This window comes from Listeria monocytogenes, from assembly GCF_041765605.1.
In the GTDB taxonomy this organism is placed as follows: domain Bacteria; phylum Bacillota; class Bacilli; order Lactobacillales; family Listeriaceae; genus Listeria; species Listeria monocytogenes_D.
Map to the genome: position 1 here is coordinate 796,962 of NZ_CP168900.1, position 13,440 is coordinate 810,401.

At 37.8% G+C, this 13,440-nt stretch carries 16 protein-coding genes; 8 read left to right on the top strand and 8 right to left on the bottom strand.

The features are described from left to right. Nucleotides 1–753 (top strand): hypothetical protein, encoded by a 753-nt coding sequence (locus tag AB2Q86_RS04015; RefSeq protein WP_003734260.1) that lies wholly within the window; start codon nt 1–3, stop codon nt 751–753. Nucleotides 754–787: 34 nt separating this feature from the next. Next, complete coding sequence (locus AB2Q86_RS04020) at nt 788–1,435, top strand: GntR family transcriptional regulator (protein WP_003735939.1); 648 nt, start codon at nt 788–790, stop codon at nt 1,433–1,435. Between the two features lie 41 nt (nt 1,436–1,476). Here the strand turns inward: AB2Q86_RS04020 and AB2Q86_RS04025 are convergent, their stop codons facing one another. Next, a complete protein-coding gene (locus tag AB2Q86_RS04025; protein ID WP_012581737.1) occupies nt 1,477–2,466 on the bottom strand; it encodes an acryloyl-CoA reductase in 990 nt (329 codons plus the stop codon). 178 nt (nt 2,467–2,644) lie between these two features. Here AB2Q86_RS04025 and AB2Q86_RS04030 point away from each other — a divergent pair, with 178 nt between their 5' ends. Further along, nucleotides 2,645–3,574, top strand: a complete 930-nt coding sequence (locus AB2Q86_RS04030) for a diacylglycerol kinase family protein (RefSeq protein ID WP_012581736.1) — start codon at nt 2,645–2,647, stop codon at nt 3,572–3,574. 39 nt (nt 3,575–3,613) lie between these two features. Continuing rightward, complete coding sequence (locus AB2Q86_RS04035; RefSeq protein ID WP_003730056.1) at nt 3,614–3,946, top strand: hypothetical protein; 333 nt, start codon at nt 3,614–3,616, stop codon at nt 3,944–3,946. Between the two features lie 38 nt (nt 3,947–3,984). Here the strand turns inward: AB2Q86_RS04035 and AB2Q86_RS04040 are convergent, their stop codons facing one another. Next, complete coding sequence (locus tag AB2Q86_RS04040; RefSeq protein ID WP_012581735.1) at nt 3,985–4,851, bottom strand: ROK family protein; 867 nt, start codon at nt 4,849–4,851, stop codon at nt 3,985–3,987. 157 nt (nt 4,852–5,008) lie between these two features. On the opposite strand from AB2Q86_RS04040, the gene AB2Q86_RS04045 reads away from it, so the two are divergent. Further along, nucleotides 5,009–5,392, top strand: a complete 384-nt coding sequence (locus AB2Q86_RS04045) for a hypothetical protein (RefSeq protein WP_012581734.1) — start codon at nt 5,009–5,011, stop codon at nt 5,390–5,392. A gap of 52 nt (nt 5,393–5,444) precedes the next feature. Here AB2Q86_RS04045 and AB2Q86_RS04050 read toward each other — a convergent pair whose 3' ends face one another. Then, entirely contained in the window at nt 5,445–5,912 is a 468-nt protein-coding gene (locus AB2Q86_RS04050) for an Lmo0779 family protein (RefSeq protein ID WP_003721896.1), read from the bottom strand. 169 nt (nt 5,913–6,081) lie between these two features. Here AB2Q86_RS04050 and AB2Q86_RS04055 point away from each other — a divergent pair, with 169 nt between their 5' ends. Next, nucleotides 6,082–6,429: a hypothetical protein gene (locus AB2Q86_RS04055; RefSeq protein ID WP_012581733.1), complete on the top strand. Its 348-nt coding sequence runs from the start codon at nt 6,082–6,084 to the stop codon at nt 6,427–6,429. Nucleotides 6,430–6,465: 36 nt separating this feature from the next. Then, nucleotides 6,466–6,837: a hypothetical protein gene (locus AB2Q86_RS04060; RefSeq protein ID WP_012581732.1), complete on the top strand. Its 372-nt coding sequence runs from the start codon at nt 6,466–6,468 to the stop codon at nt 6,835–6,837. Nucleotides 6,838–6,911: 74 nt separating this feature from the next. Here AB2Q86_RS04060 and AB2Q86_RS04065 read toward each other — a convergent pair whose 3' ends face one another. The 4 genes from AB2Q86_RS04065 to AB2Q86_RS04080 form a co-directional block, all read right to left on the bottom strand. After that, on the bottom strand, nt 6,912–7,790 hold the full coding sequence (locus tag AB2Q86_RS04065; RefSeq protein ID WP_003721898.1) for a PTS mannose transporter subunit IID: 879 nt from the start codon (nt 7,788–7,790) through the stop codon (nt 6,912–6,914). 17 nt (nt 7,791–7,807) lie between these two features. Further along, nucleotides 7,808–8,623, bottom strand: coding sequence for a PTS mannose/fructose/sorbose transporter subunit IIC (locus tag AB2Q86_RS04070; protein ID WP_012581731.1), 816 nt, complete (start codon nt 8,621–8,623; stop codon nt 7,808–7,810). A 174-nt stretch (nt 8,624–8,797) separates the two neighbouring features. Then, nucleotides 8,798–9,283, bottom strand: coding sequence for a mannose/fructose/sorbose PTS transporter subunit IIB (locus AB2Q86_RS04075; protein WP_003721900.1), 486 nt, complete (start codon nt 9,281–9,283; stop codon nt 8,798–8,800). Next, nucleotides 9,283–9,717 (bottom strand): mannose/fructose/sorbose PTS transporter subunit IIA, encoded by a 435-nt coding sequence (locus AB2Q86_RS04080; protein WP_003721901.1) that lies wholly within the window; start codon nt 9,715–9,717, stop codon nt 9,283–9,285. The genes AB2Q86_RS04075 and AB2Q86_RS04080 overlap by 1 nt, the downstream gene beginning before the upstream one ends. 369 nt (nt 9,718–10,086) lie before the next feature. Here AB2Q86_RS04080 and AB2Q86_RS04085 point away from each other — a divergent pair, with 369 nt between their 5' ends. Continuing rightward, nucleotides 10,087–10,464, top strand: coding sequence for a hypothetical protein (locus tag AB2Q86_RS04085; RefSeq protein ID WP_012581730.1), 378 nt, complete (start codon nt 10,087–10,089; stop codon nt 10,462–10,464). Between the two features lie 77 nt (nt 10,465–10,541). On the opposite strand, the gene AB2Q86_RS04090 is transcribed toward AB2Q86_RS04085, so the two are convergent. Further along, nucleotides 10,542–13,358 carry a sigma 54-interacting transcriptional regulator gene (locus AB2Q86_RS04090; protein WP_003730063.1) on the bottom strand — a complete coding sequence of 939 codons (2,817 nt, stop codon included), beginning with the start codon at nt 13,356–13,358 and terminating at the stop codon, nt 10,542–10,544. Nucleotides 13,359–13,440 lie beyond the last annotated feature (82 nt).

Genomic DNA, 13,440 nt, shown 5'->3' on the forward strand with positions numbered 1-13,440 from the left:
ATGGCTATAAAAAAATTAAACGATTTTTATTTTAAAAAACTTGGCAGTTGGAATTTAGTACATAGCTTTATAAAGGGTTTTTGGAGAGCGTTTTTTTTAGTAGTGCTACTTTTAATTATTGCTAACATTATAGTCGTTTATTTGTTGGATAATGTGTTTTTGATTCCAGTGATTTTAATTAGTTTACTTTGTATACCTCTCTTTTATTACGTATTGATTTATAGTCGTGCGAAAAAGTTCATTCGTACCAGATATCAACTACGAAATTTTAAAGAGTTGACTGTAATGCGGCGTTATTTATTATTTGCCTATTTAGAAAAAAGCGGTTTTAGCTCAAGAGATGATTTAGATAAATTACTTCGATTTATTCATTCAGAAATGGCAGAAGAACAAAAGAACCATAAACCACTTAGTACGATAATTGGCGTTTTTATAGCAGCATTTTTAGCAATTTTAGGTGGGACATTTCTATTCTTGATGGATGATGTAGTAGAGCGGCTTATTGCAGCCGTGATTATCATTGTGATGGCTGTTGTTTTCTATTTTATCGGTCTTACGTTGATGTCGATTATTCGCTCGAAATCAGAAAAAAACACAAGAAAAGAGCATGAGCTAACAAAAGAAATTATAGCGATTCAAACGGCAATGCTTGTCAGTGAAAATACAAGTTACCACCCATTTTTAGCAATGGAGAAAAAAGTGAATGAAAACGATTTTTTGAAAGAGATTATTACATCACGGTCCTTTTTATAACATAATTTTTTAGGCACACTTAGGAGGCAAAGTCATGACAACTAAACGCAAAGAGACGAGAGAAAGTGTTTGTTATCGGGAAATAAAAAAGAAGATTAGAAACGGGGAACTAAAGCCAGGCGATCGTTTAATTGAAAATACATTATCACAACAATTAGAAATTAGTCGTACGCCGATTCGAAAAGCAATTGGGATGCTTGCTGCAGATGGATATGTGGAATACAACGATTTCCGCGGTGCTTTTGTTCGAGATAGCATTATTAATAAAGAACGTTACTTTGAAATGACAGAAATTATTGGTTTGTTTTTAAAGCAAGCTATTCAAAAAATCCGTACGAAAAAAATCACTTTCAATAAAATGCGAGTTGTTGCAAAATTAGTCGAAATTGAACGCGAACAACCAACCGACCCAGCAACTTATTTCGAATACGAAAAATGGTTCGTGAGTGATTTATTAACCTATATGAAAAACAATTACTATTTGAAAATTAGTGATGATTTTTTCAATAATATTCAAGAATTTGGTGACGAAGAAGTCATTAAAATTGCGCAAAATGCTTGTGTTAAAACAATCGCTAACATTCAACGTTTTATTGATGCGTTGGATGCACAAGATTATGACAAGTGCATAGCGATTATTGATCAAGTCATTGATGCCCATGTTTTAGTCGCTTATCGTTAAAAAAAGCATTGTCCTTACTACTTAAGGACAATGCTTTTTACTTATTTTATTTTCACTAAATATCTACCAGTCACGCCACCGTTCATTACTTGGTGAAGAGCTTCAGGTAACTCAGAAAAGACCACTTCTGTTACTAGGCTTTCTAAATTAGTTAATTTAAAATCTGTCGCAAGTCTATTCCAAATTCGTTCTCGTTTTGGCATCGGACATAAAACGGAATCAATACCGAATAATTGAATACCGCGCAAAATAAACGGAAAGACGGTTGTATCCAATTTTCCGCCAGCAGACATTCCGCATGTAGTCACTGCGCCGCCATATTGAACCGCCGTTAAAAGGTACGCAAGGGGTTTGCCACCAACACAATCAATCGCGCCAGCGTATAGTTGTTTGTCTAATGCACGTACTTTTTCAGGTTGAAAAGCTTCTCTTGAAACGACTTCAGAAACGCCAAATTTTTCTAAGAATTCCTTCGCATCCCTTTTTCCGGAAGAAGCAACTACAGAATAGCCTCGTTTAGCAAGGATAGCTGAGCTCAAACTACCTACACCGCCTGTTGCACCACTTACAGCGATTTTTCCAGCATCGGGTGTTACGCCACTAAATTCAAGTGCATCGACCGAGAGCGCTGCTGTAAAGCCTGCTGTTCCAAGTATCATCGCTTCTTTTAGCGACAGACCATCCGGCAAAGGAACAACCCAATCAGCTGGAACGCGAATAAACTCACTATATCCGCCAAAATAGCTCACTCCAAAATCATAACTAGTGACAATAACCTCATCACCTACTTGAAAACGGTCAGATTTAGAGTGGGTGACCACGCCACTTGCATCAATACCAGGAATAAAAGGATATTCGCTTACAATTTTCCCGTCTGGAAGTACAGCCAGTCCATCTTTGTAATTAATACCAGAATAGTGTACCTCGATAGTTACTTCATTTTCTGGCAAGTTATCTATAGTAGTTTCTCTAAAATGAAGGGAAGTATTATCGGCTTCTTTTTCAATGAAAAGTGCTTGAAATGATTTCATTTTTTAAATTCCTCCACAACTCAATTTTGTGTTCTCCTTCACTTTACGACTTTTTTCGCCATTTTACAAGGCTGTGACTGGTACAAATCCCCATTTCAAGGTAAACTAGAATAGAGAAGATGCCGATATTATGTGTGAATTTATAAATAGAATTTTTTGGCAAGAAAGGGTGAGTGCGATGGGGAAGGCACTATTGATTGTGAATCCATCATCAGGTAAAGAAAAAGGAAAAATCTACCAAGGGAAGACAGAAGAAGTATTAAAAAAACGTTATGACGAGGTGGAAGTTCGTTTAACTGAAAAAGCAGGGGATGCGACAGAATTTGCTTCCTGGGCTTCTGAGCAAGGATTTGAAGCAGTAATTGCGATGGGCGGAGACGGGACTTTAAATGAAACCATAAACGGTCTTGCAATCCATGAAAAACGACCTGACTTTGGCTTCATTCCTCTTGGAACAGTCAATGATTTGGCTCGTTCGGTAGGCATACCATTAAAACCCGAAAAAGCGATTCAAGCATTAGAAAAAGCTATTGCAGTGCCGATGGATATTGGCCGGATTGGCGACCAATACTTTATGAACGTCCTAGCTATCGGTATGATTGCGCAAGCTGTCGACCAAGTTAGCGTCGAACAAAAAACCAAATTTGGCTCCGTAGCATACTTTTTAGAAGGCCTGAAAGCATTTAACCGCAATGAATTACTTCATTTTAAACTCGAATATGACGAGGAAGTTTGGGAAGGGGAAGCTGCGCTAGTTGTGGCTGGCTTAACTAATTCAGTTGGTGGGATGGAATCATGGGCGCCAGATGCTAAAATTGACGACGGCTACCTTCACATTATTATTCTAACGAAACTCGGCTTGCTCGATGCAGCCAATATGATCCCGCAACTAATTCGCGGTAATTTAAAAAATAGTGACGGTGTAGTCTATATTAAAACCAAGAAACTTACCATAGATGCAAGTGGGGATGATTTAAGCATCAACGTCGATGGCGACCCAGGTCCAGGCGTACCAGCAGAAATCGAAGTCCTTGGCAGTCATTTGAATATCCTTGCACCTAAAAAAAGCAGCAAGAAGCGCTTCGGCCCATTCATACTTAAAAAGTAACCTACAATAATTGTAGAAGAATAAGGAGATGAAAGCTTTATGGAAGAAGAATTAGAAGTCATTCATAAAGGTCTTGCCAATGCGAAAAATGGTTTTAAAGCAGTCCCCGGAAAACTCTATTTAACAGCAACATATATTGTCCACAAACCAAATGATTACTTTGACGAAGAAATCAATATTCCGCTTAATCGAGTGGCGAAAATTCGGGGTGTCCGCACCAAAATCCTTGGAAAAGAATTACTCTCCAACATTTTAGAAATAGACATGATATCTGGAGTAAAGTACCAATTCGTTGTAAACAAACAGAAAAAGTGGCTGGAAGCAGTTTCCAAAGTGTTAGAAAGCCGCGGTGAATCAGAAAAATTAGCATAGAAAGAAGCTGGCACGAAAAAAGTGACCAGCTTCTTTTTTTACGCTAAATGAAATGCCGTCGCACCAATAAGATTGGCATCATTTCCAAATTGACAGCCAACAACAGTAGGACTAATCGTCGCAATTGGCACAGTTGCTTTTACTTTTGCCACATATTCGTTTAGCTCTTGAATGAAATCAGCCCGCTCACTCACGCCGCCACCAATGACAACTAATTCAGGATCAAGCGCATATTGTAAATTAAAAATACTGCGCGCAAGATAATAAAACATCGTATCCAGCTCTTCTTTCGCGATCTTATTTCCTTCCGCACGTAATTCAAAAGCCCGAAGACCATCTATACTAGCTTTCGGAACGTCTAAACGCTCGGCTATTCTCGTCGCAGCATTTACGACTGTACCTAGCTCGCTAAGTGTGTGTCCGTCGCGGTCCATCAACATATAACCAAATTCACCACCATGCAAATTGGCCCCGTGATGTACCTTGCCACCGCGAATAACTGCGCCACCAACTCCAGTACCAAGAATCATAAAAATAATATCTTGCTTGTCTTTTGCAGCGCCAATCCAAACCTCTGCTAAAGCTGCACAGTTAGCGTCATTTTCCATCGTAACAGGAAGTCCCAGTTTTTCTTCAAGTAATTGTTTAAAAGGGAAATTATGTATGTAGGGGATGGCACTCGCGCCGCCAATGATACCGGTTTCATTATTAACTGCACCTGGACAACTAAACGCAGCTCCTTGGAATGTATAATCGTAATTTGCTTTTACATCCACAAGTGATTGTATCATTTCCTCCAAAGAATCTGGAGTTTTGAATTTACCTTTTTCTAGTATTTCTCCAGCAGTAGTTAATACGCCAAACTTCACTGCTGTTCCACCTAAATCAAATGCAAGTATCGTCATTACTCAATCTCCTTTTTATAAAAAAGTATATACTTATCATACTTTTAAACAATACAAATGACAAATAAAAAGTGAAAATACTTTGCTAAAAATTAACGTCCTTTTCTATTTTGTGCTATAATAAAGCAAGAATTTGAAGCGCAGGAGGAAATGGTTAGTGGAGATAAAGGTTCAAAAGAAATTGACTGACGGCAGAATCGCTTTTAGTAGTGAATATGGTGAATGCGTTGGGATATGGGCCGATGAAGACCCAGAACCAAGTAGGATTTACACAGTAGAAATTACGATACCGGACATGATTAGCGCAGAACTACTACACGAGAGCGAAGAGAAACATTGTGTGCTAGAAATAGACGAAGAAGGCTTAGTTCACGTAATTGGGAAGTTAGAGGATTACGAGGAAGATGGCTTTGCAGTGCTCCGCTTAGAAGAAAGTATTATTTGTTTTGACACGAAATTCAGTGAAGAAATCGAAATGCTCCATGGAAGATTTGTTGAATTTGTTATTCCGGAAATAAAATTAAGTAACGTTGGTATATAGAAAAACGCCATGCTTCATTTCCCTAAAAACAGGGAAGTAAGCGTGGCATTTTTTAGCTATATGTAGTAAATACAGCGAGCATTTTTTCTAAATCTTTTTCGGATCTTGCAAAGAGCATCAAGCGTTGGCGATTGGTTTCAATCACGAGCACGCCATCCTCAGACAAATTCATTCGCTCAATTTTGGCATAGGGGAAGAATAACAGGGCGTAAAAAAGTCCAGATTCTTTGAAAACAGCTTTCGAACTGCGGAAGAAGCAGATATAGATGAATAACACACCCATAATTCCAAGCAGAACAGAAGTGGAAAATGGTCCTTCACGAAAGAACGTATTGGAAACGAATAACAGAACGATAATCCCAACAAAAATATAACCGTCCCAACGTCCACGAGAACGCAATTTGACACTTAAAACCGTCTTCCCTTTCCAAAGTGGAATTACTGCATCATTATACAAAATATACAGTACCGTCAAGATGTTTGCCGCGAACAAAAAGATATTAGTAGCATCCCAAACCATTTTAGCTATCACTCACAATCTATCATTGATATAGTTTAGTAATATTGTAACATAATTATGCGGGGAAGAGGGAGAACTGGGTTTGAGGATGTTGTAGCGAAATACAATCTACTGCTGAGTATTCATAAAAATGTAAAGATACGAATCAATATAGGAGGAAGGGTACTAAATGACAGAAAAAAATGTAGAAGAACTCATGCTAATGCATAAAAGAATTATTGAAAATTTAGAAGAATTTTCTATGCCTGCCAAACAACAAATGGAAAAATTAAAAGATTTTGTAGTTACTGATGAATTGGCATCAGACTTTTCCGATATTGCATTACAATATGCAAAAATATTATTTGACCACGGTTGGTTAACAAAAGAACAGCTAGATATGTTTCTTGTTGTAGACAAAAAATTAGAAGGTATGTCAAACAACGAAGATTTGTGGAGTGATGAAGCATTAGAAACTAGTATTGAGTGGGCTGAATGTAGGGAACAAGGGAAAGAAATATTGAAAACTTTTGAGTAATAGCTTTTTATTGTCAGTACAGGTGGTGAAGAAAAAATGATAAAAGTAAAATCAATCCATTGGTTAGATGAAGATGCAAGGGAAGCGGATGTCGTTTTAACTGATGGAGAATATAATGTAGTTTGTTTCTCTCATCCATGTGAACTTACTCTAAATGGTGTATATAATAAGCTTATTTATTGCTTTGATCCATTTGATATTTTTAAACTTAATCAAGCAGAATATAGCATGGAAAAACCTAATGACAATCAAGAACTATCCATTTTAAAAGGAAAGCTAATAGATGCAACAGATTCAATCATACAAATTGGTGAATTCAGAATAGATATATCTGAGGGTGATATTGCTCAAGATATTCATGAAGGTGATTTTGTAGAATTGAAGGTTCATAGAATAGATACTGAATGAGAAAAAAGTTCAGATAATCCATAAAAAAGAACCGGGATTAATCCCGGTTCTTTTCATATTATCATAATCACCCATTACCCAAGCGGTGAATAACCAGCTGGTGGAAGTCCTAAGATACCAGACCAGTAACCCAGAATACCAACAACGAATAGTCCTAAAATCAACCATAAAGCATTGACTTTTTTCTTGAGTATCCACATACAAGCGAATGTGAGTAGAAGGGCAAGAAGACCTGGCATTAATTGGTCCAAGATACTTTGAACAGTAGTTGGAACGTCTTTACCAGTTTTAGAGTCTTCTGTTGTATAAGCTACTAGTGGAACATAGATTGTGGTCCATTTATTAACAAGGGCACCCATGACGAATAGTCCGAGAATGGAAGCTCCTTCTGTTAGTTTTTGAAGCAGACCGCCAGACATATCAGATACAACATCTGTACCTTTTGTATATCCGTAGAACACGCCCCAATAACGGAAACCTAGACGAATTGCATTAAATAGTACGAAGAATAAAATTGGTCCGATGATACTACCGTCAGTCGCAAAACCTGCACCTAAAGCGGCAAGTACTGGACGAACCGTTCCCCAGAAAATTGGATCCCCAACGCCGGCAAGCGGTCCCATTAGACCTACTTTAATACCGTTGATAGCACCGTCGTCGATATCAGCACCATTGGCTTTTTGTTCTTCCATCGCAGTTGTTACACCTAAGATAGGAGCGGCCATATATGGATGTGTATTAAAGAACTCTAGGTGACGTTTGATAGCTTGTTCTCTTTCAGGTCCTTTTTCAGGATAAAGACGTTTGATTACTGGAATTACTGAGAAACAGAATCCTAGAGATTGCATACGTTCAAAGTTCCACGACCCTTGGAAGAGGTTGGAACGAATGAAAACGCCCATTAAATCACTTTTCGTTATTTTCTTTTCATTAACTGTAATTTGTTCACTCATATTTTTCTCCCCCTTCCTTAGTCGTCAAGGTCGTCGTCGAGATCATCATCCGCTGATCGTCCGCCGCCGCCCCCGCCGTATTGTTGGATAGCTTCTTTTAATTGATATTTAGGGTTTAGTTGGATGTAAATGATTGCTGCAACTAGTCCTAAAACACCTAGTGCTACTAAGTTAAAAGCAGTAAATGCTGCGACAACAAAACCTAAGAAGAAGAAAGGCATTAAATATTTAGCGGACATCATGTTAATAACCATGGCGTAACCAACAACAACGATAAATCCACCAGCTACGTTTAGACCATTAACAATAACGTCCGGAATGGCATTGAGTAAATTTTCTACGGCGCTAGTACCAACTGTTACCGCAACGATAACGGCTGGAATCGCGATACGCATAGCTTGAAGTAGTAGTGCTGTAACATGTATCCAGTCGAGACTTCGCAGATTACCTTCCTTACCAGCTTTATCAGCCATGTGTTGGAATGCAACTGTAATTGTACGAACTAGAATTGTAAGTACTTGACCAAGAGCAGCTAGAGGAATCGCAAGCGAAATACCTACGCTGATATCTTGTCCCCCCGTAATAACTAAGATAGTAGAAATAATGGATGCAAGGGCAGCATCTGGAGCAACCGCAGCTCCGATATTCATCCATCCAAGCGCGATCATTTCAAGTGTTCCCCCAATAATAATACCAGTTGTAATATCCCCAAGAACAAGACCAATTAACGTACAGGCAATTAATGGACGGTGCGTTTGCCACTCATCCAAAATACTACCCATACCACTAATACAGGATACGAGGAATACAAGGATTAATTGTATTGCTGACATATATTTCCCTCCCAATTTTTCTTTAGAATGATAAAAAAAGATAATTTCATTATGATGACTGAATAAATTAAGCATCTATTACATAGACTTTTATTCATGAATCACCCCTTTAAAGGTCTTCCTTTAAACGTTTGCATTTTCGGGGCTCTAAAAAACAAGCGAGCCGCGGATGAATTATTTATCTTTATCTAGTAATGGGATAAGTTTGACTTTATTGTCAGAAGCGACTTTACGAATTTCAAGTTCGATTCCTTTTTCATCTAATTTGCGGAATGCTGCTTCATCCGTTTCGTCCACAGATACAGCATTTGTAATCATGTGTTTGCCTTCGCGGAATGCCATACCACCAATGTTTACTGTAGTAATATTTACACCAGCTTCTACGAGTGTTAGTACATCTGTAGGGTTAGTGAATAATAGCATGACTGGGGTTGTAGCATATTTAGGATTGTTGTATACGCGGATACCTTTTTGGACATCCACAACGCTTGCTTTAACTCCTGGAGGTGCTACTTGAGTAAGAAGTGTTTTACGCACTTCATCTTTTGCTACATCGTCACTAATAACGATGATACGTTCTACCTGCGTTTCTTTTGTCCAAACTGTTGCTACTTGACCATGAATTAAGCGATCATCAATACGTGCTAAGCGAATTTCCATTATAAATCGTCCTCCCCGACTTCGGTTTCTATTTTTGGTAATGATTGTTTGAGTGACTTAACGCCACCTGATCCTGCTGTAAGAGCTGTTTCAACTAGATCTTTTTGATTACTTGCAGCCCGCATTGAGAGCGTTTCAAGTAACATTGGAATATTGACCCCCGTGACAACATCCATATTGTCTTCTGGAAGGGCGATTTGGCTAGATGCGTTATAAGGACTGCCGCCAAATAAATCAACCATAAAAATAACGCCTTCAGAAGTATCCAATTTGTCTAGTTTTTCTTTGTATTTGGTAATAAGCGTATCAGTGTTTTCTCCAGGAACAAAAGTAATAAATTCTACGTTGTCCTGTTTGCCGATAATCATTTCAGTTGATTTCAACAATTCACGCGCAGCTTCACCATGTGTGCCAATGATAATTCCAACTGGCATAGGTATCTCCTCCTTAAGCGTGGATATAATCATCCATTAATACTAACGCAAAAACTGTGCCAACATTTCTGTATTAAACAACCTCCTTTGCTAATAGAAGCGGTTCAAGGCTTTTGTAAGCGAGAACTAGCAGAAGCGGCGCGCCTTAATACGCTAGATACGTAGCTTAATACACTAAGTACTAATCTTAGACATACATACAACATTACCCTAAAAGATTAGACAGAAAACGCAATTGCTGAAAATAAAACATTCCCTTAGGACGGTTATTTAAAAAAGGTATACAATTCTCAATAGGAATATCTATTTTTTATCGCACATAGCCATTCTTTGTTATAATTAGTCTTAACACAATTCTAGGAGGAAGGTATGAAGCAATATCAAAATTTAAACATATGGATCGAAGCTGAAGTATGGGATGAATATAATTGGGATATGGAAGATTCTAATCTAGATGTCATCGTTACTTTTTCAAATCGTTCTAAATGGATAGCTACATTTTTTACTTATAAAAATATTCAAAGCTTGCAAGCCAAAAATAAGCAAACCGGTGAATGTATGAATGGCACTTATTTTTTTGCCAGTGATATGATTCTTATTGATAATACGAGTCGAGAGCGTGTCTATGAAGTTATTGCTCAACTAATGGAGCAAGAAGAATTTGAGACAGCTTTTACAAAATACCCAGATGTGGATAAAAGCGAAGACTATCTTTATCCAACTAATTTTTTTAAAGATAGTTATTAAATGATTGTTTAATAATTGAGATGAAACCAAGTAATAAAAAAGCCCTTTTTTTAATTAGAAAAAGGGCTTTTTTGATATTATGAAAGTACTTCTGGTTGGATTTCGTTCAAAATATCGTACAAATAACAGAGTTCATCATTCGTGAGTTTTAAGTTCATTTTGTAGATTACTTCTTTGTTTGTTTGTTCTAGTGCTTTAAAAATATCTGTTTCAAGCATGTTTTTTGGTTCGCGGTAAATTAAGCCATCGTTTAAAACCATACGTTCTAATGCGCAACCAACATGAATGAGTAGATTAATCTTAAAGGTGTTATCAAGTTTGTAACCTAGTTTTTTCTCTAGCACGCTAGCAAACGAGCTAAGAATTTCAATCGTTTTCTTCGGATTGAGATAGGTAAGAAATTCATTAAGACTTTCTTCGATAATTTCTTTTGCGATGCGACCAGTTTCGCCTTTTTTAACGATAATGTTGCGTTGTTTCACGAGGCTAACAAGTTGCTCCTCGCCATCAATTCCGAAAAGTCGTTCGAGCGGGATGAAGGGGATTTGGATTTTCGGATCTTGAATACCGACCGCCATCAAAATATCATTTTCTTCTTGTAGCTGCTCCAACTTCGTATCCATTTCATGCAAGCCAATCGGGATTACTTTAATAGCATCGGTTGTGATTGTATCTAAAATATTTTCGATAAACAGTTGTAATTTTTCTGCAGTACCTTCGCCAGTTGCGCAAATCGTAACGATAGCATGTGGTTTTTGATTGGAGTCGAGTGTATCGTCATCCGAATTATAGCCACCATAGCCGCGGAAATCTTTCAAGGAATCGTAAATACTGTCGAGTTCCATGTCAAGAATATTAGATTTGCGAACTGCTTCGATAACGGTAGCCGTAGATACCATATCAATCGAGCGAACCGGAATACCAGTGCGTTCCGAAATGACCGGAGCAAAACTTGTAAGAGAGCCCATGTCGACTAGAAGAAGTAGACCACGCCCCATATCCATTTCTCTCGCACGCTCGGTTAATTTATCAAGCACGATTTTCGGACTTTGATCAAGTGGCATATCGATTCCTTCCACAAGTCCTTCACCAAGTAGTTTTTTCGCAACACTAACCATGCTACTCGCTGTATTGTTCCCATGTGTTGCCACAAGTACGGCGACGCGAGCATTTTCCTGTTCTTTTAAAAGAGAACTAATTAGAAGCGTTAAATACATCACTTCCATATTGGGAACGCGAATGTGGAAAGTAGCCTCGATATCATCCTTAATTTCACGTGATAATTCATAAGCTTCCGGTTGATCATTGACTACATTTTCGATATTCGTATATTTTAACGGTTTGTTACTTTCAATTCGTTTAATAAAAGAAGTCAGATGCAGGCTAAATGCCAGTAAGAAGCGCTCATTTAGCTTTTTGCCAAGCTGATGTTCAATGCGTAGCTCAATACCCTCCGCAAAATTCAGGATTTCTTCATTGACAATTTTTAAAATATTTTCCCGATTGTGGATTGTATTTTTAAACTTGTTGTAAAAGCTATTAAGGTGAATATCAATGTCCATCTTAATAAATTTCTTAATATCATCATCTTCCACACCTTGATCCATTAAAATCGATGCTTTATCTTCAATGATTTTGTAAAGGTTGAAATTCGGTTCATATTCATCCGACGTAATCAACGTATTATTCATTTCAGGGAAAATAGTCGTATATGGCTCCAAGTATTCCGCAATTGCTTGAAGTTCCTTACGGCGGTTACTAAAGTGGAAGAAACCATCTTTAATATTAATCGGTAACGTTTTAAAATCAATCAAAATCTCTTCGTCTTTGTCAAAACTATTAAGGAAACCTTGTGCGCAAACGAGTTGGATGTTGGATTTTAATTGCCCAATATTTCCGTAAGTCGTATTACCAATCAGCGCTTTGGCAGCTTCATCTTCAATACGAATCGGTTTATTAACGCGATGTGCTTCGCTAGAAAGTAAGTATTTAAGCAGTTCGACACGCTCAAACGCCGTACGTTCTTCCAAACTTGGCAGCGTAATAATAATCGGAATACGACGCATAAATGTTTTTAAAAGCGAAGATTCCGGATTTTCGGTAGTAGCTCCGATAATTAAAACGTTTGATTTTCGGGTCCGGTCGGTTTCGCCGAGTTTATTATACGTACCAGAATCCATCAAGTAAAAAATCATTTCTTGACCTTCTGGGGGGAGACGATGAATTTCATCAAGGAACAAAATTCCACCTTCCGCTTTTTCTACAAGTCCACCTTTGTCATTGTCAGCACCGGTAAAAGCACCTTTCACATGACCAAAAATATGGGACATCAAAAGTTGCGGATTATTATAGTAATCGGCGCAGTTAAAAATAATAAATGGTGCATCGGCAGGAAGACGTTTGGCATGTTGCGAAAAACGATACATTAAATTAGCAAAAAGTGTCTTACCAACACCAGTTTGTCCGAGAATCATTGTATGTAAACCATTTGGTGGATAGAGTACAGCAGCTTTGGCCTGCTCTACAGGGGTTTTAAGGCTGTCATTAACGCCAATTAAATCATCAAAAGGGCTTCTTTCGACAATGCTTGGTTTCAGCATTTTTAAAAGGGACTCACAGCTATCAAACTCCAATTCATTATCGGAAAGAGTGCGTCCAATTTCATCTTCAACAGCTCTTTTAGGAAAATAAAGCACTGGTCGGCCAACGATTTTAATGATTTTTCCTTGTCTGTGAAGTTCGTTCAATTCCATGCTGACGTTATTTCTCAAAATAGACAATGTTTCTGAAATAGTACTAGCTGTAAAGCCTTCATTCTTCTCTAATTGCTCGCGAATGGTCTTAGTGGAAGGATTTTCTAAAATAAATTCATAAATACGGTCAATACGCTTCATTATAAAACCTCCATTTAGTGTATCGGTGAACGATTAGTGTATTATAAACGAGCAATACACTCTAGAATTCTGTATTTATCTT

Bases quoted from the DNA above. Each gene is read 5' to 3' on its own strand.
- AB2Q86_RS04065 (WP_003721898.1), bottom strand. From the start codon at position 7,790: ATGAGTGAACAAATTACAGTTAATGAAAAGAAAATAACGAAAAGTGAT.
- AB2Q86_RS04035 (WP_003730056.1), top strand. From the start codon at position 3,614: ATGGAAGAAGAATTAGAAGTCATTCATAAAGGTCTTGCCAATGCGAAA.
- AB2Q86_RS04030 (WP_012581736.1), top strand. From the start codon at position 2,645: ATGGGGAAGGCACTATTGATTGTGAATCCATCATCAGGTAAAGAAAAA.
- AB2Q86_RS04085 (WP_012581730.1), top strand. From the start codon at position 10,087: ATGAAGCAATATCAAAATTTAAACATATGGATCGAAGCTGAAGTATGG.
- AB2Q86_RS04050 (WP_003721896.1), bottom strand. From the start codon at position 5,912: ATGGTTTGGGATGCTACTAATATCTTTTTGTTCGCGGCAAACATCTTG.
- AB2Q86_RS04060 (WP_012581732.1), top strand. From the start codon at position 6,466: ATGATAAAAGTAAAATCAATCCATTGGTTAGATGAAGATGCAAGGGAA.
- AB2Q86_RS04055 (WP_012581733.1), top strand. From the start codon at position 6,082: ATGACAGAAAAAAATGTAGAAGAACTCATGCTAATGCATAAAAGAATT.
- AB2Q86_RS04040 (WP_012581735.1), bottom strand. From the start codon at position 4,851: ATGACGATACTTGCATTTGATTTAGGTGGAACAGCAGTGAAGTTTGGC.
- AB2Q86_RS04025 (WP_012581737.1), bottom strand. From the start codon at position 2,466: ATGAAATCATTTCAAGCACTTTTCATTGAAAAAGAAGCCGATAATACT.
- AB2Q86_RS04075 (WP_003721900.1), bottom strand. From the start codon at position 9,283: ATGGAAATTCGCTTAGCACGTATTGATGATCGCTTAATTCATGGTCAA.
- AB2Q86_RS04080 (WP_003721901.1), bottom strand. From the start codon at position 9,717: ATGCCAGTTGGAATTATCATTGGCACACATGGTGAAGCTGCGCGTGAA.
- AB2Q86_RS04070 (WP_012581731.1), bottom strand. From the start codon at position 8,623: ATGTCAGCAATACAATTAATCCTTGTATTCCTCGTATCCTGTATTAGT.
- AB2Q86_RS04015 (WP_003734260.1), top strand. From the start codon at position 1: ATGGCTATAAAAAAATTAAACGATTTTTATTTTAAAAAACTTGGCAGT.
- AB2Q86_RS04090 (WP_003730063.1), bottom strand. From the start codon at position 13,358: ATGAAGCGTATTGACCGTATTTATGAATTTATTTTAGAAAATCCTTCC.
- AB2Q86_RS04020 (WP_003735939.1), top strand. From the start codon at position 788: ATGACAACTAAACGCAAAGAGACGAGAGAAAGTGTTTGTTATCGGGAA.